The sequence below is a fragment of the Kitasatospora sp. NPDC001132 genome (genome assembly GCF_053598415.1).
Genome location: NZ_JBSFKF010000025.1, coordinates 62876 through 86884, shown reverse-complemented (window position 1 = coordinate 86884; position 24009 = coordinate 62876). Strand labels below are relative to the sequence as shown.

Below are 24009 nucleotides of genomic sequence, written 5' to 3'. Positions count from 1 at the left end.
GACGGGACGGAGGAACGCGGGCGGTTCCAGGACGGGTGAACCGCCGGTAGTTCCGCCTGTGGTTCCGCCGACCGATCGGCGGTTTCCGCCGGCGGCGGCCGACGGACCGGAGCGGAGTTCGACGACACCCCCTACGCGAGCCGCCTCGCCTCCGCGCCCTCGGCCGTGCGGCCGAGGGCGTCCAGCAGGTCGGCGAGGAGGGTGTGGGAGCGGGTTTCGAGGGCCGGGTCGCCGACGGTACGGCCGAGGGCGACGGCGAGTCGGGCCGTGGAGAGCGCGGCGTCCCGGCGGCCGAGGGCGTGCAGGGCGCGGGCCCGGCTGTGGGTGGCGAGGACGGCCTCGGCGCCGCCGAAACGGGCGGTGGCGGCGCGCACCGCCTCGTCGGCGTGGCGCAGGGCGGGCTCGGGGTCGCCGGCCAGGACCAGCGCGTCGGCGAGGTCGGTGAGCGCGCGCACCAGCAGGTGGTCGGTGGCCGAGGTGCGGGCGGTGGCCACCAGGTCGCCCAGCATGGGTACCGCGCGCTCGTACCGGCCGGCCCGCAGCAGGGCGGCGGCCACCCGGCTGCGGCAGTCGTGGCGCAGGGCCCGGTCACCGGCCAGGTCGGCGGCCGCGAGGGCTCGTTCCAGCTGGTCGGCGGCGGTGCGGTGGGCCGCGCGGTCGACGTGCAGGACGGCGAGGTCGGTGGCGAGCCGAGCGATCGCCGCCTCGTTTCGGTCCGCGTGCGCGGCGCGCAGCCCGGCCTCGGCCACGGCCCGCCAGTGTGTCCGGTCGTGGTCGGTGGTCTCGTACAACCGACAGGCCCGGTGGGCGAGTTGCCAGGCCGCGGTGGGTCGGTCCTGGTGCTCGGCGCAGAGCACCACCGCGCGCAGGGCGCTCTCCTCGCGGCGGAACCAGTCGTCCGCCCGGCCGCCGGTCGCCGTGCCCTCGGACGTCCAGCCGGCGGTGACGTCGAGGTAGTGGGCGATCAACCGGTCGAGCGCCAGGAACCGTTGCTCGCAGGCGAGTTCGGAGGCCCGCGCGGCGGCGTGCCGGCGGACCAGTTCGCGCCGGGCGTAGCGGCCGGGGCCGGTCTCCTCCAGCAGGTGCACGGCGTCGAGCCGGGTCAGCAGGGTGCGGGCGGTGGCGGGCGGAAGGTCCGCGAGGGCGGCGGCGGTGTCGGTGCCGATCTCGGCGCCGGGGTGCAGACCGAGCAGGGTGAACAGCCGGGCGGCGTCGGGGGCCAGGGTGCGGTACGTCCGGTCCAGCGCGGCGGTGAGGCCGAGCGGGCCGCGCGGGGCGCCGGTGCCGGAGAGGGCGGCCAGGCCGCTCTGCTCGTCGGCGAGTTCGGCGGCGAGGTCGGTCGCGGACCAGTCGGGCCGGGCGGCCAGGTGGGCGGCGGCCAGCCGCAGCGCGAGCGGCAGGTGGTCGCAGCGCTCGGCGAGTTCGGCGACGGCCTCCGGCTCGTCGGCCGTGCGGTCGGCGCCGAGGGCGCGGGCGAGCAGGGCGGCGGCCTCGTCGGGGCCGAGCACGCCCAGCGGCAGCGGGATGCCGCCGGTGCGGACCAGCAGGTGGCGCAGCCGGCTGCGGCTGGTGACGATCGTGACCGGGGCGGGCTCGCTGTCGGTGGCCGGCGGGTCGGGCAGCAGCGGGGCGAGCTGCGGGTAGTCGGCGGCGTCGTCCAGGACGACCAGCATCCGCCGACCGCCGGTCAGTTCGCGGTAGCGGCGGGCGCGTTCCTCGGGTTCGGCGGGCAGCGCGTCCGGGGCGACGCCGAGGGCGGTGAGCAGCTCGCCGAGCACCTCGGCGGGTTCGCGCGGCCCGTCCGGGTCGAAGCCGCGCAGGTCGGCGCGGAGGATGCCGTCCGAGAAGTGGGCGGCGCCGCGCCGGGCCGTCCAGTGCCGGACCAGGCTGGTCTTGCCGACTCCGGCGGGGCCGGTGACCAGGATCGGGCGGCCGTCCCGGGCGGCGGGCAACACCTGGTCCAGCCGGGCGAGTTCGGCGCTCCGGCCGACGAACCGGGGGTCCGCGGCGAGCCAGGGGTCGGTGGCCGGCCGGGCAGCGGCCGGCCGGGCAGCGGCCGGCCGGGCACCGGACTGCTCGCCGGCCCGGCGCAGCTCCGGACCGGGCGGCCCGGTGAGCCGGGCCACCGCGCGCTCGTACCGCGCCCGGGCCTCGGCGCTCCGCCCGTCCTGCTCCAGGCAGCGCACCAGCCGGGCGGCCAGCTCCTGCCGGGCGGGGTGGCCGTCGGCGGCCTCGGCGAGTTCGGTGGCCAGCTCGCCGCCCCGCCCGTCCCGGAGCAGGCCGTCGGCCAGCCGCTCCAGGGCGCGCAGCCGCAGGTCGGTCAGGTGCGGGAGGGTCCGTTCGCGCAGCAGGGCGGAACCGCAGTCGGCGAGCGCCGGGCCGCGCCACAGGTCCAGGGCGGCGCGCAGTCGCAACAGTGCCCGGTCCGCCGTGGCGTCCTCCCCCGGGCCGGCGGGCTCGGGGAGCAGCACGCCCGCCTGTTCGCAGAGCCGGCCGAAGTGCAGCACGTCGACCCGGTCGGGCTCACCGGCCAGCAGGTACCCGGCCCCTCGGGTGCCCAGTTCCAGGCCGGAGCCGTCCAGCAGTCGGCGCAGCGCCGTGACGTGGCCCTGCAGGGCGGCGCGGGCGGTGGGCGGGGCGCTGCCCTCCCAGACCAGCTCGATCAGCTCCTCGGTGGCCACCGTCCGGTTCAGCCGGACGGCGAGCGCGCTCAGCAGCGCCCGGCGTTTGGGCGCCGAGGGCGTCACCGCCGTCCCGTCCTCCCGCCGCACCGCCATCGGTCCGAGCAGATCGATGTGCACGCGCCCGTTCCCCTCCCCGCCGTCGATTCCCGGCCGGATCGAGGATAGGGCCGACCGGCCCTGCAGTCGGCCGTACGGTACCCGGCGGGTACGACACCGGGCGCGGCGTCCGTCGGCCCGTGCAACCCCCGGCTGCCGCGGTGGCATCCCCTCAGGGAGGGTGTGGCCTGCGGTGGGAGCCCCGTCCGGCACGGACGGGGCACGATGTCGCACTACACTGCTCCACCCCGAGGCTTCGGGTGTGATGTGCGGTTCGCGGTGAAACGGGGTCACTGGTGCGGATTCGGCTGCTCGGGCCGGTGGAGTTGCGGGTCGGGGCAGAGGGCTTCGACGGCGTGGCGGGCGCGCAGCGGAGGGCCGTACTGGCCCTGCTGGCACTGCGGTTGGGGCGTCTGGTCGCCATGGAGCAGCTGTACGAGATGCTGTGGGACGAGCAGCCGCCGCCGAGCGCGCGGGCGGCCGTGCAGGGGCACGTCGCCGCGCTGCGGAAGGTGCTCGCGGACACCCCGTTCGAGCTGCACACCCGGGACTCCGGCTACCTGCTGGACGGGCCGGTCGGCGCGGTGGACGCGCTGCGCTTCGAGGAGCTCGCGGCCGCGGCCGACCGGCAGACCTGGCTCGACAACCGCACCGCAGCGGTCGCGCTGCTGGAGGAGGCACTGGGGCTGTGGCGCGGCGAGCCGCTGGCCGACCTGCCCGACACCCCCCTGCGCGCCGCCACGGTGGACCGGCTGGAGCAGTCCCGCACCTCCGTCCTGGTCCGCTGGGCCGGGCTGCGGCTGGGCCAGGGCACCGGGGCGTCGGCCGTGCCCCTGCTGGAGCAGGGCGTACGGGTGGACGGACTGCGCGAGGAGCTGGTGGCGCTGCTGATGCGCTGCCTGCACCAGGCGGGCCGGCCCGCCGAGGCGCTGACGGCCTACCACCAGGCCCGGGTACGGCTGGCCGACGAGCTGGGCATCAACCCCGGCCCGGCGCTGCGGGCCGCGCTCGCCGAGGTGCTGGCCGACGACCGCACGGTGGAGCTGCCGCCGGCCGCCGAGCCGGCGCCGCCGACCCCGCAGGCCCCGCCCGTCCCGCGCCGACTCCCTCGCCGCGACCCGGACTTCGTCGGCCGTCTCGCCGACCTGGCCCGCCTGGACCGGGCCTGCGGGCCCGACCGTTCCGGTGAAGGCCCGGTGCTGGTGGTCGGCCCGGCCGGCGTCGGCAAGAGCGCGCTGGTCACCGCCTGGGCCCACCGGGCGGCCGCCCGCTTCCCGGACGGCGTGCTCCACGCCGAGCTGCACGGCCTCGCCCCGACCGACCCGGACACCCCGGCCGGCCCGGACACTCCGGCCGACCCGCACACCCCAGGTGCCCCTGGCTCGCCGGACGCCCCGGCCCGGCCCGAGGCCGTGCTGGCCGGCTTCCTGCGCGCGCTCGGCGTACCCGAGGAGGACATCCCCGCCGACCGCGCCGCCCGGGCCGCGCTCTACCGCGACCGCACCAGGGGCCGGCGGCTGCTGGTGCTGCTGGACGACGCCGCCGACGCCGAGCAGGTCGCCGACCTGCTGCCCGCGGGACCGACCGGCACCGCCGTGGTCACCGGCCGGGGCCCGCTGGAGGGCCTGGTCGCCCTGGAGGGGGCCGGCCTGCTGCGCCTGGCCGCGCTGCCCGAGGACGACGCCCTGCACCTGCTGGAACGCGCCCTGACGCCGGAGCGGCTGCGCGCCGAGCCGGAGGCCGCCGCCCGGCTCGCCGGGCTCTGCGACCACCTGCCGCTCGCCCTGCGGATCGCCGCCGCCCGCCTCGCCGCCCGGCCGGACTGGACGGTCGCCGGTCTGGTCGCCGAACTCGCCGACGAGCGCGCCAGGTTGGCCGTCCTGGACGCCGACGGCACGCTCTCCGTCGCCGGCCGGCTCCGGCTCACCCACCGCCGGCTCTCCGAACCCGCGGCCGAGCTGCTGACCGCCCTGGCCGAACATCCCGGCCGCGAGGTGGACGCCCAGGCGAGCGCCGCCCTGCTCGGCAGCGACACCGCCACCGCCCACCGGGCGCTCGGCGAACTGACCTCCCACCACCTGCTCACCGACACCGCCCCGGGCCGCCACGCCCGGGCCGACCTGGTCCGGCTGTACGGCGCCGGCCTGCTCGCGGAACGGCCCGAACAGCACCGTCGGCTGCTCCGCGAACGCCTGGCCGACCACTACCTCACGGCCCTGCGGCACTGCGGCTCCTTCCTCGACCCCGGCCAGGAGGACACCGCCCCGCCCACCGGTCCGGCGCAGGCCGTGCCCGCCGCCGTCGACATCCGCACCGCGCTCGACTGGTTCGACGCCGAGGAACCCGCGATCTCCGCGCTGATCGCGTCCCCCGACACCGATCCGGCCCGCACCTGGCGGCTCGCGCTGACCTGCGGCTCGCTCTACTACGGCGCCAGCCGCTTCACCGACTGGCTCGCCGGCGCCCGGCTGGGGCTGGCGGCGGCCGAACGGTGCGGCGACCCGGTCGCGGTCGCGCTGCTGCTCACCTGCCGGGCCCAGGCCCTGGTCGCGCTGGAACGCCGGCCGGAGTCCGCGGAGGCGGCGCGCAGGGCGGTGGCCGCCGCCGAGTCCGCGACCGGGCCCGCCGCCGCGTCCGCGCGCGTCCGGGCGCTCGCCACGCTGGCGCTGGTCACCGCGATGCTCGGCCACTGCGCCGAGGCCGAACGGCTGGCGGCCTCCGCCACCGCGCTCGCGCTGGAGTCGGGCGACCGCCGCCGGCTGGTCGACGCCAAGGTGCACCAGGGCTGGGTGAGCCTGGCCGTCGGGGACCGGGAGGGCGCCCAGCGCCGGTCCCGCGAGGCCCGGGAGCTGCTGCCCGCCACGCCCGTCACCCAGGTCCACCTCTGGTCGCTGCTGACCGAGGCCCAGGCCCTGCCGCCGACGGTCCGCGACGACGCCGCCGACCTCGCCTGGCACCGGCTGCTCGCCGCCTGCGAGGAGGCCGGCCTGCTGTACCTGCACGCGGTGGCCGAACAGGCCTACGCCGCCCACCTGACGGCCCGGGGCCGGGAGCCGGAGGCCGGAGGACGGCTTCGCAGGGCGCTGGACCGCTTCCGCGCGCACGACCGGCAGGCGGGCTACCTCAGCGAGTTCACCGCGGGTCTGGAGGAGTCGCTCGACCTCCGCGCCGACCGGCGGCCCGCGCACGACTGAGCCGCGCGGCCCGGGGCCGGTGCCACCGCCGGCCCGGTCAGCCGGTGGCCGAGGCGGCCCCGTGCTCCGGCGGGGCGTACCCGTGCTCCGCCGCCAGCACCGGGCGCAGCGCCCGGATCGCGTAGAAGTTGCGGGACTTGACCGTCCCCGGCGGCACCCCCAACCGGGCGGAGGCCTCGAGCACCGAGCGGTCCTCGAGGTGCAGCTCGACCAGCACCTCGCGGTGGTGCTTCTGCACCCGGCGCAGCGCCAGCGCGATGTCCCGGGCCACCACCACCCGCTCGTACGGGTCGTCGGCGAGCGGCCGGTCCTCCACCGGCTCGCCGATCACCTCCTTGGCGCGGGCGGCGGCCATCCGGTAGTGGTCGATCGCGATCCGCCGGGCCACGGTGAACAGCCAGGGCCGGCTCGCCGCCGGGCCGGCGGCCAGCGCCTCCGGGTGCTGCCAGGCACGCAGCAGGGTCTCCTGGAGGATGTCCTCGGCCTTGCCCCGGTCCCCGCCGGTGGCCCGCAGCAGCGAGCGCAGCAGGTAGCCGCCGTGCAGCCGGTGGATCTCGGCGAGCGTGTCGGGGTCGAGGGTAGGACGGGCCGGGGCGCCGGCACCTTCCGGCGTGTCCGCGGGGCCCCCGGGCGGCGGGGTGGCGGACGTTGACTGGACGACGGGCGGCATCGACACGCGCTACCTCTCAGGTCGGGCAAGGGGCGCAGCACGGGCAGGGGTCGCAGCACGGGCAGGAGTGCTGGGCACCGGCCGGACATCCCCGGCGGTGGCTGCACCAGCACACTGCCGGAGGCCGCCAAGTCCGCGCCAAGGATCGGCCAACGCCTCCGCGCGCAGCGCTCGGCCCGGCCGCGGACGCCACCGTTGGCGGACGCCGACGACCGTTGGCCGGCCGTTAGCGGCCGTGCGCCGCGGCTCCGGCGGGGCACCGCCGACCGGGGGCCGGTCAGCCCTCGGCGAGCACCCGGAGCAACTCCCGCACCCCGTCCTCGCCCCGGTGCTCGATCAGCATCGCGACCCAGGTCGCCAGCCGCCGGCGCTCCGCCGCCGACCACCGGGGGGCCGACGGGTGCTCGTCCACCACCAGCGCCGTCGCCAGGCCCAGCAGCCCCGGCGCCGGCCGCGGCCACAGCCGGCCCTCCGGCACCGCGCGCAGCGCCAGCCGCCGGGCGACCGCGATCACCTCCCCCGCCGCCGCCTCGGGCACCGCCAACGCGGCGGGCCCGGCCACGCTCGGCGTTCCCGACCGCACCAGGGCCGCGATGAACTCCCGGGCCTCCGGTCCGTCCGCGGCCGTGCCGGGTCCCTCCCCCGTCCCGTTCACGGGGCTCACGCTCCTTCCGACTCCGTCGCACTCACTCGCACTCGGTGCTGTCCGATGGCACTCGGCGAGCGCCGGGTGCCACCGAACGAAGGTACCGATCGGTAGCCGGTCGAGCGGAGGGTTTTCCGATGCGGTCCCTCCCGAAGTGGCAAGGGGCGCTCCGTGCACCCCGTCCCGCTCAACGAGCCCTCCGCCACCAGCGGTTCAGGTGAACCGGAGGAACTCCTTCAGCCGTGCTCCCGGCCGTACGGTCCGGCCGGAGCCGGGGCCCGGCCCGGCCCGGCATGGCCATGCCCGCCGACCGGCTGGGGCATCCGGGTGAGGACGCCCCTCCGAAGGCCCCGCGATTGGACGGACGGACCCCGGGTAGAAGCCCGCAGGGCCGCCGCGGTCGCTCCGTCCCCGTCAAACCCCCGCCCGTCACCTGCCCGTCACCCGCATCGGCGCCGCGAAGTGGCATCCGACGGCGGCCTGGCCAAGGCTGGGCCCGGGGGTCCCGCCTCAGATGGGTACGGTGCCGATGTTCGAATCGAGCTTTGCGTTCCCCCGCTCGCTGCTGGAACCGGTCGCAGGTGCCCGGGGGCGGGTGGCCGTGGTCGGAGCCGGCGTCGCCGGGCTGGTGTGCGCGTACGAGCTGCAGCGCCGGGGCTTCGACGTCGTCGTGTACGAGCGGGCGAACCGGCCGGGCGGACGGGTGCGCACCCACCGGTTCTGGGACGGCACCCATGTGGACCTCGGCGCCATGCGCATCCCCGGCAACCACCACTGCGTGCTGCACTACGTCTCCCGGTTCCGGCTGGCGACCCGCCCGTTCGTCAACTCCAACCCGCGCGCCTACTACCACCTGCGCGGCCGGCGGGTCCGGGTGCACGACGTGGCGTCGCTGTTCCCCGCGTACGAGCTGCGCCCGACCGAGCGCCAGGCCCCCACCCCGGTGCTGGACCACCTGCTCGGCTCGGTGTGGCGCACCCTGACCGTGGAGCAGCAGCGCCGCACCCTGGAGGGCCACTGGGACGACCCGGCGCTGGAGCGGGCGGCCTCGGTGTCGCTGTGGCAGTTCGTCCACGAGCACCTGTCGCAGGACGCCTGGGACCTCTTCGGCCACGCCAGCGGCCTGGCCCACTACGAGCAGTCCTCACTGCTGGAGGTGCTGGTCGACTACTTCGGCCTGTTCCACCGCGGGCAGATCGAGCTGGTCGACGGGCTGGACACGCTGATCCACGCCTTCGTCGATTCGCTGCGCCCGGGCACGCTCCGGCTCTCCACCCAGGTCGACGAACTGGCGCTGACCGCTGACGGCGTCCGGCTCCACGGCCGGCGGATCGGCGCCAGGCTGCACGACGACGTCGACTACGTGGTGTGCTGCGTCCCGGCACCCGCGCTCGACCAGATCACCGTCACCCCGGGCCTGCCGCACGCCCAGCGGCACGCCATCCGCGGCATCAGCTACGCCAGCAGCATCAAGACCGTCCTGCACCTCACCCGCCGCCGCTGGGAGCTGGAGGACGGCATCCACGGCGGCGGCAGCTTCACCGACCTCCCGATCCAGCAGTGCTGGTACCCCTCCGACAACGCGGTGCGGAGCAAGGACGGGGTCAACGGCAGCGGCGGCCCGCACTGGGTCGCGCGTGACCCGCTGCGCTCGGCCGAGCCGACGGCCCTGCTCGGCGCGTACCTGTGGGGTGCCAACGCCCGCCGCTTCGCCGCGCTGGAGCCGGCCGAGCGGGACGCGCTGGTGCTGGAGTGCCTGGAACGGCTCCACCCCGGCATCACGGCGGACGTGGACGACATCGTGCACTGCAACTGGGACGTGCAGAGCGGCATGGGCGGCGGCGCGTTCGCCCATCTCACGCCCGGCGAGCACAGCCGCTACCTGAGCGTGCTCGGCTCCCCGTACCCGGCGGAGCGGCCGCGGGTCTTCTTCGCCGGCGAGCACCTGTCCGGTGCCCACGCCTGGTGCCAGGGCGCGGCGCAGTCCGCCCTCGGCGCGGTGGGCGCGCTGCTCGACCGGGCGGGGCACCCCCGGGTCGTCACCCGGGTGGGGGCGGTGTGACGGTCGCCGACCCCGGCCCGGCGCCGGGCACCGCATCCGGCCCCGCAGTCGCCCCGGAACCGGCCCCGGCCCCCGCCCCGGCACTGGGCCGCGCCGAGTTGCTCGCCCCGTTCCGGCCCGGCCGTGGCGAGCTGGTCGGCATCGAGGTCGAGTGCGGCCTGGTCGACCCGGCCACCGGGCTGGCCGCCCGCTACGCCGGCGAGAACGGTGTGCTGGCCGTCCTGGAGGCGGTGCTGGCCCGGTGGGGCGGCGAGCCGCAGGAGGACACCGGGCGACTGACCGGAGTACTGCTCCCGGACGGCAGCCAGATCACCCTCGAACACGGCGGCCAGCTGGAGTACTCCTCCACGCCCGCGCCCTCGGTGGCCGAGGCGGTGGACGACATGCGCGCCGCACTGGAGCAACTCGCCGACCTGGTCGGCTCGTTCGGTCTCGCCCTGCTGCCCGGCGCCTACCTGCCCTTCGACCGGCTCGCCGACATGCAGTGGGTGCCGATGACCCGGGGCGCCATCATGCGGGACTACTTCACCGGACTGGGCGAGCCCGGCAGCCGCGCCCGGTACGTGATGGCGCTGTCGCTGTCCACCCAGGTGACCCTGGACTACCTCTCCCCCTCCGACTTCACCCGGAAGCTGCGGATGCAGATGGCCGCAGCCCCGGTGGTCTCCGCGATGCTCGTCAACTCACCACTCCAGGGGGGGAGTTCCTCCAGCGGGCGACTGTCCCACCGGTGCTGGGCCTGGCAGCGGATGGACCCGCGCCGGGGCGGAGTGCTGCCGCCCGCGCTGCGCCCCGACGTCACCGTCGAGTCCGTCGTCGACTGGGCGCTCGGCATCCCGCTGATCCACTACCGCACCCCGGACGGCCGCTACCACCCGGCGCCCCCGGAGCTCACCTTCGACGAACTGCTCCGGCACGGCTACCCGGACGGCTCGCGCCCGACCCCGGCGCACTGGGCCGCCCACCTCAACCAGCTCTGGACCAACACCAGGGTCCGCAACACCCTGGAGCTGCGCGCCTCGGACGGCCCGCCGTACCCGTCCATCCCCGCCGTCCCCGCGCTCTGGGCCGGGCTCAGTTACCACCCCGAATCCTGCGACGCCGCCTGGGAGTTGCTCGGCCGCCACACCCTGCACGACCACCGGGCCGCACTCGCCGAACTACCCGCCCTCGGCCTGGCCACCCGGCTCGGCGGCGAACCGGTCCGCCCGCTGGCCGCCGAACTCCTGCGGCTGGCCCGGGCCGGCCTCGCCGCCCGGATCGCGGCCGGCCTCGAACCGCCGCACGTGCTCGGGTACCTGGACCCGCTGGAGGAGGTCCTCGCCACCGGCCGGACCTTCGCCGAGCAGTGCCTCGAACGCTGGCACGGCGAACTGCGCCGCGACCCTGCCCGCTACGTCGCCGCGTACCGGGTCTGAGGCAGCGGCGGACCACGGCGGACCGCCCGCGGACCACTTGGAGGGAACCTCCGCGTCAGCAGGTCGTCAGCGGTGTGTCAGCAGTGCGTCAATCCGGGCCCCGGCGGGCGCGGGCGGGCGGAAGCTGGACCCCATCACACCTGCAAGCCCCGCAGGTCGTCCCGGAGGTGAGCCGCATGTCCGTCCCCGCCACGTTCCATTCCGTCCTCCCCGACGTGCGCCGCCACGGCCTGCGCACCGCCGTCACCCGGGTGCTGGACCGCCTCGCCGCCAGCCCGCTCGACAACACCGTGCTCGGCGCGATCGGCACGCCCCGCCCGTCCGCCCGCCCGGCCGGGCCGCGCGCCCGGTGGCACCTGGTGTCCCGGCCGGACGGCACCACCGCCCTCGAAGCCGCCTGGCACCCGGACCGCTGAGGCCACCGGGCGCCCGTTCGTGCCCGTCCGCGACGGCGGCGGCCGGTCGCGGACGGGCGCCGGGCGCGGACAGCCATTCGGCGCAGTGCTCCCCCGCGCGGCACGGCCCCGGTCCGGGGCCGCACCTATGGTGGGCGAATGACCGATCGTCGGACCGTCCGGCCTGGTGTCGCCCGGCTGGGCCACCTCGTCGCCGCCGCCGCTTTCGCCGTCTGCATGACGGGCACCACCCTGCCCACCCCGCTCTACGGGCTGTACCAGGAGAAGCTCGGCTTCTCCGAGCTGACGGTGACGGTCGTGTTCGCGGTGTACGCCTTCGGCGTCATCGGCGTGCTGCTGCTGGTCGGCAACGTCTCGGACACCGTCGGGCGCCGGCCCGTGCTGCTCTGCGGGCTGGCCTGCTCGGCCGCCAGCGCCGTGGTCTTCATGGCCGCCGACAGCGTGGCCGTGCTCTACCTGGGCCGCCTGCTGTCCGGGTTCTCGGCGGGCCTGTTCACCGGCACCGGCACGGCGTACGGGCTGGAGCTCGCCCCGCCCGGGCACCGGGCCCGGGCGGGCTTCGTCGCGACCGCCGCCAACATGGGCGGACTCGGCTGCGGACCGCTGCTGTCGGGCGTGCTCTCGCAGTACGCGCCGCACCCGCTGGTGCTGCCGTTCGCCGTGCACCTGGGCCTGGTCACCGTCTCCTTCGCGCTCACCCGGCTGCTGCCGGAGACGGTCGCCGGGGCCCGCCCGCTGCGCACGGCCCGGCCCGACCGGCCGAGCCTGTCGCCGGAGGTCCGCCGGGTGTTCGTGCCGGCCGCGGTCGCCGCCTTCGCCGGCTTCTCCCTGCTGGGCCTGTTCACCTCCGTCAGCCCCGCCTTCCTCGCCACCGACCTGGGCGTCCACAACCGCGCGGTGGTCGGCCTGGTGGTCTTCACGGTCTTCTTCGCCTCCACCCTCGGCCAGCTCCTGGTGCCCCGGCTCGGCACCGCCCGGGCGATCCCACTGGGCTGCCTGGTGCTGATCGCCGGGTTGGCGCTGCTGGCCGGCTCGCTCGCCCGGGAGGTCCTCGCCCTGCTGGTGCTCAGCGCCCTGGTGGGCGGCGCCGGCCAGGGCATGGGCCTACGCGGGGCGGTGGGCGAGGTGGCGGCGGCCGCCGCCACCGAGCACCGCGGCGGCGCCCTCTCCGCGCTGTTCGTGGTCGCCTACTTCGGCATCTCGATCCCGGTCATCGGGGTGGGCCTGCTGACCGGGCCGCTCGGCCTGGCCCAGGCGGGCCTGGTCTTCGCCGCCTGCATGGGCGTGCTCGCCGCCGCCTCCGGCCTCTACCTGCTGCGCCAGGCGCGCACCGCGAGCTGACGCGCGCACTGCCCCGCACCGGCCCGTGCGCCGGCCCCCACTGCTCCGCACCGGCCTGTGCGCCGGCCCGCACTCCCCCGCACCGGCCCGCGCGCCGACCAGCACGCCGCAGGCCGTCCCGCGCGCCGCCGTACGCGCCGGCCGTACGCAACCCGCGCGCGAACGCCGCCGGCCGCCCGTACGCGCTTGCCGCCCACGCCGGGGACCGATAGACACGAGCCAGACACCTTGCGTGACATCCGGAGGTTCCCGCCATGGCCGTGACGAGTCGCTACCTGGGCGCCTGGGAGCGTTTCTGGCGCGATGCGCCCGAGGAACCGGGCTCGGTGATCTGGGACGCGGAACCGGCCCTCGGCGCCGAACGCCACCTCACGCTGTTCCGTCCCCACCTGGCCGACCCCGCGCTGCCCGTCGTCGACCTGGGCTGCGGCAACGGCACCCAGACCCGCTTCCTCGCCGAGCGCTTCCCCGTCGTCCTCGGAGTCGACCTGTCCACCGCCGCGCTGGACCTCGCCCGGCGGGGCGACCCGGCCGGGCGGGCCGAGTTCACCCGGTTGGACGCCACCGACACCGAGGCCGTCCGGGAGCTCCACCACCGCCTCGGCGACGCCAACGTGTACGTGCGCGGGGTGATCCACCAGAGCGAACCGGCCGACCGCCCCGCGGTGGTCGAAGCCGTTCGCATCCTGCTCGGGGCGCGCGGTCGGGCCTTCGTGTTCGAACTCGCCGAGGCGGCCAAGGACGTGCTGGCCGAGCTCGTCCGCGGGCCGGCCGGACCGCCCCCGAAGCTGCGCCCCGTGTTCTCGCACGGGCTCGCCCCCGCCGGAGTCGCCGACTCGGCCTTCCCCGAGCTGTTCCACGCCGCCGGCCTGGACGTCCTCGCCACCGGTGAACTGCCGCTGGCCACCACGGAGTCCGGCCCCGACGGCACCCGGATCGAGCTGCCCGCGCACTGGCTGGTCGCCGGGCCGCGCGGTTCCGCGCCGGCCTAGAGGGCGTGTCTGACAATTCGCGCCAGACGTGCGACGGGAATCGTCGGACACGCCCCGGCCCGCAGGGCCGGGCGCGCGGAAACCCGACGATCCACCGGCTTTCGGCCATCCTCCGTGTCCGGTCGGACCCTCCGGACGGGCCGCGCCGACGGCCCGGCCGTTCCCGATCTCCGCTGGTCAGCATCCGGCGCCCGGCGAACCACTCAAGTCCCCTGGAGCACCGGGAGATTGGCGCAATCGTGCAGGAGCGGCGGCAAAGGCGGGCAGGCGGACGACCCCGCCGTGTTTTGCTTCCCCGCATGGGATCTTCCACGGCCGAGGGGTCGTCCGTACCGGCGGAGTCCGGCCCGCCCACGACAGCGCCCCCGGCCCCGGAACCCGTACCGCTGCGCCGGCACCGTCCGCTGCTGCTGCTCGTCACGGAGCAGCTGAGCAGCTCGGTGGGACGCCAGGTCACCGCACTGGCGCTGCCGCTGCTGGCCATCGCCCACCTGCGCGCCGGCCCGCTCGGCTCCTCCGCGCTGCTGGCGATGACCTACCTGCCCGGCGTCCTGCTCAGCCCGCTGATCGGCGTCGCCGTCGACCGGGCCCGGTTGCGCCGGATGCTGGTCTCGGTGTCCTGGCTGCAGCTCCCCGCCATCGGCAGCGTGCCGCTCGCGGCCGCGCTGGACGGCCTGACCTGGCCGCACCTCTTCGCCGCGGCCGCCGCCTCCGGGGCGCTGGGATCCGCCCAGAGCGTCGCGCTGCAGTCCTGTCTGCCCCGGGTGGTGCCCGCGGAGCGCCTGCTGCCGGCCAACTCCTCGCTCACCGGGGCGAGGACCATCGGCCTGATCGGCGGGCCGGCGCTCGGCGGCGTCCTGATCGGCGTGGTCGACCCGGCCCCCGCGCTGCTGGTCGAGTGCGCCGCCTACCTCGTCGGCGGGGCCCTCTTCCTGGCGCTGCCGGCCGCGCTGAACCGGCCCGCGCACGAGGCGGGGCACGGCGCGCGGTCCCGACTCGAAGCCCTGCGGGAGGGCCTCGCGGTCATCCGGCGGGAGACCCTGCTGCGCCGCCAGGCCCTGGCCGCCGCCGGGCTCAACCTCGGCGGCGGCGCCGGCGCCGGACTGTTCGTGCTGTACGCCGACCGGGAGCTGCGGCTGCCCGCGTGGCAGCTCGGCGCGGTCTACGCCGCGTACGCCGTCGGCATGGGCACCGGCGTGCTGGTCGCGGCCTCCGTGACCCGGGCGCTGGGCATGGCCCGGGCCATCCGGCTGTGCGCGGTCGGCGCGGGGGCCGCCCTCTTCCTCATCCCGGCGGCCTCCCTGGGCTTGTCGTTCCCGGTGCTGGTGCTCTACCAGCTGCTGTTCGGACTGCTGGCCACCATCTGGTCGATCGCCATGACCACCGGGCGCCAACTCGTCACCCCCGCGAACCTGTTGGGCCGCGTCAACGCCTTCCTCCAGGCGGTGCTGACCGCCACCCTGCCGGTCGGCGCCTTCGTCGGCGGGTGGCTCGCCGCCCGGGTCGGCATCGTGCCGGTGCTGGTCGGGGCGGCAGCCGTCGCGCTGGCGGGCGCGAGCAGCCTCTGGTTCCCGCGCGACGTGCTGGCCGGGATCGAGCGGGCGGCCGAGCAGAAGGCCGCCTGAGCCCCGTCGCCCTTCGTACCGGACCGCGGGGAACCCGACGACACCGGGCCCAGGGAAACCCGACGGCACCGGCCCTTTACGGGCCCGACGGCACCGGGCCGTGGGAGCCCGACGGCGGGGCCGGTCCGGGCCCTGGGGCGGGGGCGAGTCGCCGGGGCTGCCGGCCCGGGCGCATCCTGGAGAGGACCCCACCCCTCGCCCGGGAGGACGCGCCATGGCGGTCCACCGCCTCGGACTCGTCGTGCACAAGGGGCGGCCCGAAGCCGTGGCCGCCTCGGGCCTGGTCCGGGCCTGGTGCGACGACCACCGCGTTCCGTGCGCCGAGATCGACGTGTGGAACGCGGGCGTCCAGCGACACAGCGCCGGGGCGGAGATGGCCGCCGCCGGGAATCCGGACCTCATCGTCACGCTGGGCGGCGACGGAACCTTTCTGCGCGGCGCGCGCCTGGCGGCGCACAACGGCTCGCTGCTGCTCGGCATCGACTTCGGGCACGTCGGCTTCCTCACCGAGGTGCCCGCGCGGGACGTGCTCCAGGCCCTGGACGCCGTCCAGGAGTCCCGCACCACGGTCGAGGAGCGGATGCTCCTCACCATGCGGGCCTCCCGACCGCTGTCGCCGCCCGAGGACGAGGGCCCGGCGCAGTTCTACGGCCGCCGGCCGGCCCTGCCCCCGCCGCAGGTGCGCCCGGACTGCGACGCCGGCGGGGGCTGGGGGGTGGCCCTCGACCTTCTCGGGCTGAACGAGGTCGTCGTGGAGAAGTTCGCCCGGGACGGCCGGGTCGCCGCCGCGGTCTACTTCGCCGGGCGGCTGCTCGCCTCCTACGCGGGCGACGCGCTGCTGGTGGCGACCCCGACGGGCTCGACCGCGTACAGCTTCGCCGCGGGCGGGCCGGTGGTCTCGCCCCGGGCGGAGGTCCTCGTCTTCACCCCCGTCGCGGCGCACATGGTCTTCGAGCGCTCGGTCCTCACCGCACCGGACGAGCCGATCGCCATGCGCCTGCTGCCGCATTCCGGCAGCGCGGCGGTCAGCGTGGACGGCCAGCTCCGAGGCGTGCTGGACCCCGGTGACTGGATCGGCGTCTACGCCGCGCCGACCCGGCTGCGGGCGGTCCGGCTGGGGCCGACCGACTTCTACGGCCGCCTGCGCCGGCGGCTGCGGCTGACCGACGCGCCCGCCGCCGCCTCCGACGGCGAGGTGCCGTCGGCCTGGCCGCTGACCGCTCCGCCGCCGCACGACCTGGACCACCTCAACCTGCCCACGCTGCAGGAGGGCAGGAACCTCCCGTCCGTGGTGCGCCGGACCGACGGCGGGGCCTGACCCGCCGCGCCCCCGCGGGAAGCGGCCCGAGCGGGCCGCGCCTACGCGGCCGCCCCGGGGCCCTACGCGCTCACCTCGGGGCGGCCGGGCTCGGCCCAGCGGGTGTGGAAGCTGCCCGGACGGTCCGTGCGGCGGTACGTGTGGGCGCCGAAGAAGTCGCGCTGCCCCTGGATCAGGGCGGCCGGCAGGTGCTCGCTGCGCAGGGTGTCGTAGGAGGCGAGCGCGGCGGAGAACGCCGGTACGGGGATGCCGTGCTGGGCCGCGCCGGCCACCACGGTGCGCCAGGCCGCCTGGGCGTCGGAGACCTCCGCCGCGAACCGCTCCTCGGCGAGCAGGCTGACCAGGTCGGGGGCGGCGGCGTGGGCGGCGCGGATCCGGTCGAGGAAGGCGGCCCGGATGATGCAGCCGCCGCGCCAGATCCGCGCCACCGCGCCCAGGTCGATGTCCCAGCCGTACTCGGCCGCGCCGTCGCGGATCATGGTCCAGCCCTGGTCGTAGGCGATGACCTTCGACGCGTAGAGGGCCTGCTCGACGTCCCGGGTGAAGCGCTCGGCCTCGTGCGGGCGCAGCTCCTGGCGGGTGCCGCCGGGCAGCGTCCGGTAGGCCGCGCGCAGCTCGGACCGGGAGGAGGCGACCCGGGCGAAGGTGGCCTGGGCGATGGCGGTGACCGGGGAGCCGAGGTCGAGGGCGGTCTGGACGGTCCAGCGCCCGGTGCCCTTCTGCTCGGCGGCGTCCCGGACGATGTCGACGAAGGGCCGGCCGGTGGCGGCGTCGGTGTGGGCGAGGACCTCGGCGGTGATCTCGATCAGGTAGGAGTCGAGCCGGCCCTTGTTCCAGTTCCGGAAGATCTCGGCGATCTCGGCGGGGGCGTAGCCGCCGACCTCCCGCAGCAGGTGGTAGGCCTCGGCGATGAGCTGCATGTCGGCGTACTCGATGCCGTTGTGCACCATCTTCACGAAGTGGCCGGCCCCGTCGGTGCCGATGTGGGTGCAGCACGGGTCGCCGGCCACGTGGGCGCTGATCTTCTCCAGCATCGGGCCGAGGACGGCGTAGGACTCGGCGGAGCCGCCGGGCATGATCGAGGGGCCGTGCAGCGCGCCCTCCTCCCCGCCGGAGACGCCGCTGCCGACGAAGTGGATGCCGCGCTCGCGCAGCGCCCGCTCCCGGCGGCGGGTGTCGGCGAAGTGCGCGTTGCCGCCGTCGATGATCATGTCTCCCGCCTCCAGCAGCGGGGCGAACTCCTCGATGACCTCGTCGGTGGGCTGACCGGCCTTCACCATGATCAGCAGCCGGCGGGGACGCTCCAGGGCGGCCACCAGCTCCTGCGGCGACCGCGCCGGGACGAACGCGCCCTCGTGGCCGAACTCCTCGATCAGCGCCTCGGTCCGCCCCGCGGTCCGGTTGTGCACCGCGACCGTGTAGCCGTTGCGGGCGAAGTTCCGCGCCAGGTTGCGGCCCATCACCGCAAGCCCCGTCACGCCGATCTGTGCGGATGCCTCCATGGCGGCTGCTTCCTTCCTCGGGGGTTCCCGGCGGGCCGGAAGGGCCGCGCCGCGGCCTGTGCCGGCCGTTTCCACCCGCCGGCGCGCTGCGCGCACAGCACCGGGCGCCCGGGGCGGGCGATCTACATGCTCACCGGCGGCGCCCGGCGCCCGCGCGGGGAGCTGGCCCGTTCAGGTGCCGCCGGGATCGGCCGGAGCCGCGCGGAACGCTCGTTCCGGAAGCGGGAACGAGCGTTCTCGGGAGCCGTCGTTCCCAGGAACGGCCACTCCCGGGAGCGGGCTTCCTCAGGCCCGGCCGAGGACTCGGTCGACGGCGATCTCGATGACCACCCGGTCCGGGTTGACCCGCGGCTCCCGGTAGCGCTCGGCGTAGCGGCGCTCCGCGTCGGCGACCTGCTCGGGCTCGTCGCGGACCACCGCCACGCCCTCCAGGGTCGACCAGCGGGCCCGGTCCACCTGGCAGACCGCGACCCGCAGGCCCTCGGGCCCGGCCTCGGCGACGTTGCGGGCCTTGCGGCTGGTACGGCTGGTGATCACCCGGGCGGTCCCCGTCTCCGGCTGGTACGTCACACCGACCGGCACCACGTGCGGCGTGCCGTCCGGGCGGATGGTGGTCAGCGTGGAGATGTGCCGCTCCCGCCAGAAGGCGAGGAAGGATTCGTCGAGGTCGCGCGGGTCGTGGGCCATGGTCGCGATGGTACGGCCCCCGCGGAACGCTCGTTCCGCGGGGGCCGTACGGGCCGGGCGGGCGGTACCGGGGTGCCCGCCCGTTCCGTCAGTGACCGCGCGCGATCCACTCCGGCAGGGCCGGGGCCTCGGCGCCGATGGTCGTCGGGTCGCCGTGGCCGGTGCGCACCACGGTCTCGGCCGGGAGCGTCAGCAGCCGCTCGCGGATCGAGTCGACGATCGTCGGGAAGTGCGAGAACGACCGGCCGGTGGCGCCGGGGCCGCCCTGGAACAGGGTGTCGCCGGTGAAGACGGTGCCCAGTTCAGGCGCGTACAGGCAGACCGCGCCCGGTGCGTGGCCCGGGGTGTGCAGCACCGTCAGCTCGGTGCCGGCCACCTCGATCCGCTGGCCGTCGGCCAGTTCGCCGTCCGGCAGCCGCTCGGGGTGGGTCAGCTGCCACAGCGGAAGGTCGTCGGGGTGCAGCAGGATCGGCGCACCGGTGCGGGCGGCGAGGGCCGGGGCCGCGTCGATGTGGTCGTTGTGCGCGTGGGTGGAGACGATCGCCAGCAGCCGGCGCCCGCCGAGCGCGGCCTCGATGGCCTCGGCGTCGTGCGCGGCGTCGATCACCACCGCCTCCTCGTCGTTCCCGACGATCCAGACGTTGTTCTCCACCTCCCAGCTGCCGCCGTCGAGTTCGAAGGTCCCGGCGGTCACCAGCCGGTCGACGCGCACCGTGCCGCTCTCGCTCACAGGACCACCACCGAGCGGAGGACGTCGCCCTGGTGCATGCGCTCGAAGGCCTGCTCGACCTTGTCGAGCTCGATGGTCTCGGTGACGAAGGCGCCGAGGTCCAGGCGGCCCTGGAGGTAGAGGTCGATCAGCATCGGGAAGTCCCGCGAGGGCAGGCAGTCGCCGTACCAGGAGGACTTCAGCGCGCCGCCGCGGCCGAAGACGTCGAGCAGCGGCAGTTCCAGCGTCATCTCCGGGGTCGGCACGCCGACCAGGACGACGGTGCCGGCCAGGTCGCGGGCGTAGAAGGCCTGCTTGTAGGTCTCCGGCCGGCCGACCGCCTCGACCACGACGTCCGCGCCGTTGCCGCCGGTCAGCTCGCGGATCGCCTCGACCGGGTCGGTGGTGCGGGAGTTGACGGTGTGGGTGGCGCCCAGCTTGCGGGCGGTCTCCAGCTTGCGGTCGTCGATGTCCACCGCGATGATCTTCGCCGCGCCCGCCAGCCTGGAGCCCATCACGGCCGCGCCGCCGACGCCGCCGCAGCCGATCACCGCGACCGAGTCGCCCCGGCCGACGTTGCCGGTGTTGATCGCGGCGCCGAGGCCCGCCATCACGCCGCAGCCCAGCAGGCCGGCGACGGCCGGCTCGGCGGCCGGGTCCACCTTGGTGCACTGGCCGGCCGCGACCAGGGTCTTCTCGGCGAACGCGCCGATGCCCAGTGCCGGGGACAGCTCCGTGCCGTCCAGCAGCGTCATCTTCTGCTTGGCGTTGTGGGTGTTGAAGCAGTACTGCGGGCGGCCCCGCTTGCACGCACGGCACTGGCCGCACACCGCGCGCCAGTTGAGGACCACGAAGTCACCGGGCTCGACCTCGGTGACGCCCTCGCCGACCGACTCCACGATGCCCGCGGCCTCGTGGCCGAGCAGGAACGGGAACTCGTCGTTGATGCCGCCCTCCCGGTAGTGGAGGTCGGTGTGGCAGACGCCGCACGCCTGGATCCGGACCACCGCCTCGCCCGGGCCAGGGTCCGGCACCACGATCGTGGTCACCTCCACGGGAGCGCCCTTGGCGCGCGCGATGACTGCCTTGACCTGCTGGGGCATCCGATTCCACCTCCGTCGGCCGGTGCGACTCTGCACCGGCGTGACCTGCGACAAAAGACTGCAAGACGAACTGCCCACGAAGCGTATCGCCCACCCGCCGACCACCTGCCGAGCGCCCGGGGCGATCCGGTGTGACGCGGTGTGATACGGCTCACCGGACCTGTCGGCGGCGGCTTCGACGCCGTCCGACGCCCCGGCGCTCCCGGCACTTTCGGCACTTCCGGCGCCGTCGCGTCGGCTCACGGGCGCTCAGCCGGCATGTGCCCGCCGGGTATCCGCCGAGGGCCCGACGACAACCCGGCGCGGCGGAGGCGACGGGGGCGCACAAGTGGCACTGAGCGCCTGTCAGCCCGTCCCGAAGTGCCCGGAAAGCACCGGCGTTGGCTGGAAGTGGCGCAGACGGGCGCCCGCCGCCCACGTACGGTCGTAGCTGAGACGGTCCACGCGACCACGCTCAGCACACCCGCACCACCCGTCGGCGCGCGACCGCGAGCCGGCCGCGCCGGGTGCGTACCGACCGTGCGCGCCCGCACATTTCGCGCCACCCCCTCCGCAGGAGCCCGACCGAACCCGGCCCGTGTCGAGCCGCCAGCCGGCCGCATCACCCGTCCCCCGCCCCGCACCATCCCCGGATTCACCCTCCGTCGGGTCGCGTTCCGCGGCCCACCACCCTGGAGTCTGGAGTACGGATGTCCACCGAGAACAGTGCGACCAGCGCCGGCCCCGCCCCGCTCCCCCCGCTCCCCCCGCTCCCCCCGCTGCACTGCATCCGCCTGCTCGAACCCGGTCCGCCCCGCCTCGCCGCGCTGCCCACCGGCACGCCGGTCTGGCTGGTCAGCCGACACGCGGACGTGCGCCAGGTACTGACCGACCCGCGGCTGGGCCGCGCCCCGCTCTACGCGCCGGACGCCCCGCCGATCACGGTCACGCCCAACATCCTGGACGACCCCGACGGCATGCTGAACATCGACGGCACCGAGCACCAGCGGCTGCGCCGCACCGTGCAGCGCGCCTTCACCCCGCGCGCGATCGAACGCTGGCGGCCCTGGGTGGCCTCGGTGGTCGAGTCGCTGATCGACGAGCTGATCGACCACGGCTCCCCGGCCGACATCATCGCCGCCTACTCCCGCCCGCTGCCGGTCGCGGTGATCAGCCGGCTGATGGGCCTGGACAACCTGGACGGCAAGCGGCTCGCGCACTGGAGCGACCACGCGTTCTCCACCACCGCCTACAGCGCCGAGGAGATCGTCACGGCGATGACCGAGTTCGCCGCCTTCGGCGCCGAGGTGATCGCCGAGCGCAGGGCCGCCCCCGGCGAGGACCTGGTCAGCGGACTGCTCGCGGCCGCCGCCGAGGACGGCTCGATCACCGAGGGTCAGCTGGTCCTGCTGGTCATCGGCCTGGTCGTGGCCGGGCACGAGACCACCATGACCAGCCTCGGCAACGCCCTGGTCTACCTGCTCCAGGACGGCCGTGAGGCCTGGCAGCGGCTCGCCGCCGACGAGGCCAGCGCCACGGTCGCGACCGAGCAGCTGCTGCGCGCCATCCCGCTCGGCGACCGCCAGGAGCACATGCCCGGACTGCTGCGCCGCACCGTCGAGGACGTCGAGATCGGCGGCGTGGTCATCCCGGCCGGCAGCGTGGTCGCCGCCGACCCGGCCGCCGCCAACCACGACCCGGAGGTGTTCGCCGGGGACCTGCCCGCCGAGCTGTTCTCCCCGCTGACCGGCCCCACGCTCACCTTCGGCGCCGGACCGCACCACTGCCTGGGCGCCTGGCTCGCCCGGATGGAGCTGGAACTCGCCCTGCACCGGCTGGCCCGCCGCCTGCCCTCCTTGCGGCTGGCCGGCCCGGTCGAGCGGATCGACTGGCGGCGCGGCCTGCTCACCCGCAGCCCCAACTCCCTGCAGGTGGCCTGGTGACGGGCCGCGCGGACACCGAGCCGGTGGTCGTCCGGGTCGACCGGGACCGCTGCATCGGCTCCGGGATGTGCGCCCTCAGTGCCCCCGACTCGCTGGCCCTCGGCGCCGACGGGCTGGCCGCGCCGCTGGCCGCGTACGCGGACGGCGGCGCGGAGTTGACGGACGGACTGAGCGAGGCGGTGGACTACTGCCCGGTCGAGGCGCTCAGCCTCCACTCGGCCCGCGGCGGCTACCGGATCGCCCCCGCGGAGTGAGTCCGACCCGGTGGTGCCCGCCGCGCCGAACCGCGGCGGGCACCACCGGGAACGCCTCGGCCGGCCGGGCGATCGATGAGCCCTGCTCATCGGTCGATGAGTTCATCGATCTTGTTCGGCCCTTCCGCCGGCTGGTGAGCTGGCCGCATGACAAACGCCGAAACCCTGGCCCCACCGGCCGGTTCACCGACCGCGCCGCACCGCTGGTCCCCGGTCCTCGCCGTCTCGCTCGCCACCTTCACCGTGGTGTCCTCCGAGATGATGCCGGTCGGCCTGCTCACCCCGATGTCCCACAGCCTCGGGGTCACCGACGGCGTCACCGGCCTCTCCCTCACCGTCACCGGCCTGATCGCCGCCGTCCTCTCCCCCTTCGCGCCACTGCTCGTCGGGCTGCGCGACCGCCGCACCGTCCTGGTCGCCTTCATGCTGCTGCTCGGCCTGGCCGACGCGGTGACGGCGATGGCACCGAACTTCGCGGTGCTGACCGCGGGCCGCGTCCTGCTCGGCACCGCCATGGGCATCGTCTGGGGCCTCGCCGCGAGCCTCGGCCCCCGCCTCGCCGACGGGCCGCGCATCGCGCTCGCCATGACGCTGATCTTCTCCGGCGTCTCCATCGCCTCGGTCCTCGGCGTCCCGCTGGGCACCTACCTGGCCGCTCTCCTCGACTGGCGCGCCGCGTTCTGGGCGCTCGCCCTGCTCGGTGCCGCCTCCGCCGCCGTGCTCGCCGCCACCCTGCCCCCGCTGCCCGTACCCGAACGCGGACGGCTCGGCGGACTGGCCGGCGCCCTGCGCCACCGGGGCGTCGCCGCCGGGACCGCGATCACCGCCTTCGTCGTGCTCGGCCACTTCGCCGGCTACACCTACGTCCGCCCGGTCCTCGAAGCCGACGCCGGCCTGAGCAGCGGCGCGATCGCCGCCTGCCTGCTGGTGTACGGACTCGCGGGCGTCGCCGGGAACTTCACCCTCGGCCCGCTGTCCGGGCGCCGCCCGAAGACCGCCGTCACCCTCGCACTCACCGGCGTCACCCTGGCCGCCGCCCTGCTCACGCACGCCACCGGCGTCGTCGCCGTGCTGCTCGTCCTGGTCGTCTGGGGCGCCTCGTACGGCGGGGTGTCGGTCTCCACCCAGACCTGGGTCCGCATCGCCGATCCGGCCCGGATCGAGGCCTCTGCCGCGGTCTGGGCGGGCGTGTTCAACGCGAGCATCGCGCTCGGCTCCTTCGCCGGCGGCCTCGTCGTCGACCGGGCAGGGACCCACGCCGTACTGCTCACCGCGGCCGCGCTGGCGGCCGCCGGGCTGCTGCTCACCCTGCTCTCCCTGCTCTCCCGGCCGCACGACGGCGGGCCGAGCGGGCGAAGCGGGCGGTAGCC

General features: G+C 76.1%; 18 protein-coding genes. 11 read left to right on the top strand and 7 right to left on the bottom strand.

Features of this window, described 5'->3' with window-relative positions:
- Nucleotides 1-131 precede the first annotated feature (131 nt).
- Nucleotides 132-2801, bottom strand: a complete 2670-nt coding sequence (locus tag ACWDBE_RS28055) for a BTAD domain-containing putative transcriptional regulator (RefSeq protein ID WP_449809440.1) — start codon at nucleotides 2799-2801, stop codon at nucleotides 132-134.
- A 275-nt stretch (nucleotides 2802-3076) separates the two neighbouring features.
- On the opposite strand from ACWDBE_RS28055, the gene ACWDBE_RS28050 reads away from it, so the two are divergent.
- The gene (locus tag ACWDBE_RS28050) at nucleotides 3077-5974 is read left to right on the top strand and encodes a BTAD domain-containing putative transcriptional regulator (RefSeq protein WP_449790685.1); all 2898 of its coding nucleotides are present in this window, start codon (nucleotides 3077-3079) and stop codon (nucleotides 5972-5974) included.
- Nucleotides 5975-6011: 37 nt separating this feature from the next.
- Here the strand turns inward: ACWDBE_RS28050 and ACWDBE_RS28045 are convergent, their stop codons facing one another.
- Nucleotides 6012-6644, bottom strand: a complete 633-nt coding sequence (locus ACWDBE_RS28045) for a sigma-70 family RNA polymerase sigma factor (protein WP_449809452.1) — start codon at nucleotides 6642-6644, stop codon at nucleotides 6012-6014.
- Nucleotides 6645-6921: 277 nt separating this feature from the next.
- A complete protein-coding gene (locus tag ACWDBE_RS28040; protein WP_449790684.1) occupies nucleotides 6922-7299 on the bottom strand; it encodes a hypothetical protein in 378 nt (125 codons plus the stop codon).
- Nucleotides 7300-7819: 520 nt separating this feature from the next.
- Between ACWDBE_RS28040 and ACWDBE_RS28035 the strand changes: the two genes are divergently transcribed.
- The 7 genes from ACWDBE_RS28035 to ACWDBE_RS28005 all read left to right on the top strand — a co-directional run bounded on the left by ACWDBE_RS28035 (nucleotide 7820) and on the right by ACWDBE_RS28005 (nucleotide 16462).
- Nucleotides 7820-9352: a flavin monoamine oxidase family protein gene (locus tag ACWDBE_RS28035; protein WP_449809439.1), complete on the top strand. Its 1533-nt coding sequence runs from the start codon at nucleotides 7820-7822 to the stop codon at nucleotides 9350-9352.
- Nucleotides 9349-10770 (top strand): glutamate-cysteine ligase family protein, encoded by a 1422-nt coding sequence (locus ACWDBE_RS28030; RefSeq protein WP_449809438.1) that lies wholly within the window; start codon nucleotides 9349-9351, stop codon nucleotides 10768-10770. The genes ACWDBE_RS28035 and ACWDBE_RS28030 overlap by 4 nt, the downstream gene beginning before the upstream one ends.
- A gap of 176 nt (nucleotides 10771-10946) precedes the next feature.
- Complete coding sequence (locus ACWDBE_RS28025; protein ID WP_449790681.1) at nucleotides 10947-11186, top strand: hypothetical protein; 240 nt, start codon at nucleotides 10947-10949, stop codon at nucleotides 11184-11186.
- Nucleotides 11187-11324: 138 nt separating this feature from the next.
- Nucleotides 11325-12527 carry an MFS transporter gene (locus ACWDBE_RS28020; RefSeq protein ID WP_449809437.1) on the top strand — a complete coding sequence of 401 codons (1203 nt, stop codon included), beginning with the start codon at nucleotides 11325-11327 and terminating at the stop codon, nucleotides 12525-12527.
- Between the two features lie 254 nt (nucleotides 12528-12781).
- Entirely contained in the window at nucleotides 12782-13519 is a 738-nt protein-coding gene (locus ACWDBE_RS28015) for a class I SAM-dependent methyltransferase (protein ID WP_449809436.1), read from the top strand.
- A gap of 299 nt (nucleotides 13520-13818) precedes the next feature.
- A complete protein-coding gene (locus ACWDBE_RS28010; protein WP_449809435.1) occupies nucleotides 13819-15144 on the top strand; it encodes an MFS transporter in 1326 nt (441 codons plus the stop codon).
- Between the two features lie 214 nt (nucleotides 15145-15358).
- Entirely contained in the window at nucleotides 15359-16462 is a 1104-nt protein-coding gene (locus tag ACWDBE_RS28005; protein ID WP_449809434.1) for an NAD(+)/NADH kinase, read from the top strand.
- A gap of 62 nt (nucleotides 16463-16524) precedes the next feature.
- On the opposite strand, the gene gndA is transcribed toward ACWDBE_RS28005, so the two are convergent.
- The 4 genes from gndA to ACWDBE_RS27985 all read right to left on the bottom strand — a co-directional run bounded on the left by gndA (nucleotide 16525) and on the right by ACWDBE_RS27985 (nucleotide 20463).
- Nucleotides 16525-17964, bottom strand: a complete 1440-nt coding sequence (gene gndA, locus ACWDBE_RS28000) for an NADP-dependent phosphogluconate dehydrogenase (protein ID WP_449809433.1) — start codon at nucleotides 17962-17964, stop codon at nucleotides 16525-16527.
- A 285-nt stretch (nucleotides 17965-18249) separates the two neighbouring features.
- A complete protein-coding gene (locus tag ACWDBE_RS27995; RefSeq protein WP_449790676.1) occupies nucleotides 18250-18651 on the bottom strand; it encodes a pyridoxamine 5'-phosphate oxidase family protein in 402 nt (133 codons plus the stop codon).
- Between the two features lie 88 nt (nucleotides 18652-18739).
- Complete coding sequence (locus ACWDBE_RS27990) at nucleotides 18740-19381, bottom strand: MBL fold metallo-hydrolase (protein WP_449790675.1); 642 nt, start codon at nucleotides 19379-19381, stop codon at nucleotides 18740-18742.
- Entirely contained in the window at nucleotides 19378-20463 is a 1086-nt protein-coding gene (locus tag ACWDBE_RS27985; protein WP_392915596.1) for an S-(hydroxymethyl)mycothiol dehydrogenase, read from the bottom strand. The genes ACWDBE_RS27990 and ACWDBE_RS27985 overlap by 4 nt, the downstream gene beginning before the upstream one ends.
- A 689-nt stretch (nucleotides 20464-21152) precedes the next feature.
- Between ACWDBE_RS27985 and ACWDBE_RS27980 the strand changes: the two genes are divergently transcribed.
- The 3 genes from ACWDBE_RS27980 to ACWDBE_RS27970 all read left to right on the top strand — a co-directional run bounded on the left by ACWDBE_RS27980 (nucleotide 21153) and on the right by ACWDBE_RS27970 (nucleotide 24007).
- Complete coding sequence (locus ACWDBE_RS27980; protein WP_449809432.1) at nucleotides 21153-22385, top strand: cytochrome P450; 1233 nt, start codon at nucleotides 21153-21155, stop codon at nucleotides 22383-22385.
- On the top strand, nucleotides 22382-22639 hold the full coding sequence (locus tag ACWDBE_RS27975; RefSeq protein ID WP_449790672.1) for a ferredoxin: 258 nt from the start codon (nucleotides 22382-22384) through the stop codon (nucleotides 22637-22639). Before ACWDBE_RS27980 ends, ACWDBE_RS27975 begins: the two co-directional genes overlap by 4 nt.
- A 147-nt stretch (nucleotides 22640-22786) precedes the next feature.
- Nucleotides 22787-24007, top strand: coding sequence for an MFS transporter (locus ACWDBE_RS27970; RefSeq protein ID WP_449809430.1), 1221 nt, complete (start codon nucleotides 22787-22789; stop codon nucleotides 24005-24007).
- The last annotated feature ends 2 nt before the right edge of the window (nucleotides 24008-24009 follow it).

Bases quoted from the DNA above. Each gene is read 5' to 3' on its own strand.
- ACWDBE_RS27980 (WP_449809432.1), top strand. From the start codon at position 21,153: ATGTCCACCGAGAACAGTGCGACCAGCGCCGGCCCCGCCCCGCTCCCC.
- gndA (WP_449809433.1), bottom strand. From the start codon at position 17,964: ATGGAGGCATCCGCACAGATCGGCGTGACGGGGCTTGCGGTGATGGGC.
- ACWDBE_RS28045 (WP_449809452.1), bottom strand. From the start codon at position 6,644: ATGCCGCCCGTCGTCCAGTCAACGTCCGCCACCCCGCCGCCCGGGGGC.
- ACWDBE_RS28005 (WP_449809434.1), top strand. From the start codon at position 15,359: ATGGCGGTCCACCGCCTCGGACTCGTCGTGCACAAGGGGCGGCCCGAA.
- ACWDBE_RS28035 (WP_449809439.1), top strand. From the start codon at position 7,820: ATGTTCGAATCGAGCTTTGCGTTCCCCCGCTCGCTGCTGGAACCGGTC.
- ACWDBE_RS28015 (WP_449809436.1), top strand. From the start codon at position 12,782: ATGGCCGTGACGAGTCGCTACCTGGGCGCCTGGGAGCGTTTCTGGCGC.
- ACWDBE_RS27970 (WP_449809430.1), top strand. From the start codon at position 22,787: ATGACAAACGCCGAAACCCTGGCCCCACCGGCCGGTTCACCGACCGCG.
- ACWDBE_RS27995 (WP_449790676.1), bottom strand. From the start codon at position 18,651: ATGGCCCACGACCCGCGCGACCTCGACGAATCCTTCCTCGCCTTCTGG.
- ACWDBE_RS27985 (WP_392915596.1), bottom strand. From the start codon at position 20,463: ATGCCCCAGCAGGTCAAGGCAGTCATCGCGCGCGCCAAGGGCGCTCCC.
- ACWDBE_RS28010 (WP_449809435.1), top strand. From the start codon at position 13,819: ATGGGATCTTCCACGGCCGAGGGGTCGTCCGTACCGGCGGAGTCCGGC.
- ACWDBE_RS28025 (WP_449790681.1), top strand. From the start codon at position 10,947: ATGTCCGTCCCCGCCACGTTCCATTCCGTCCTCCCCGACGTGCGCCGC.
- ACWDBE_RS28020 (WP_449809437.1), top strand. From the start codon at position 11,325: ATGACCGATCGTCGGACCGTCCGGCCTGGTGTCGCCCGGCTGGGCCAC.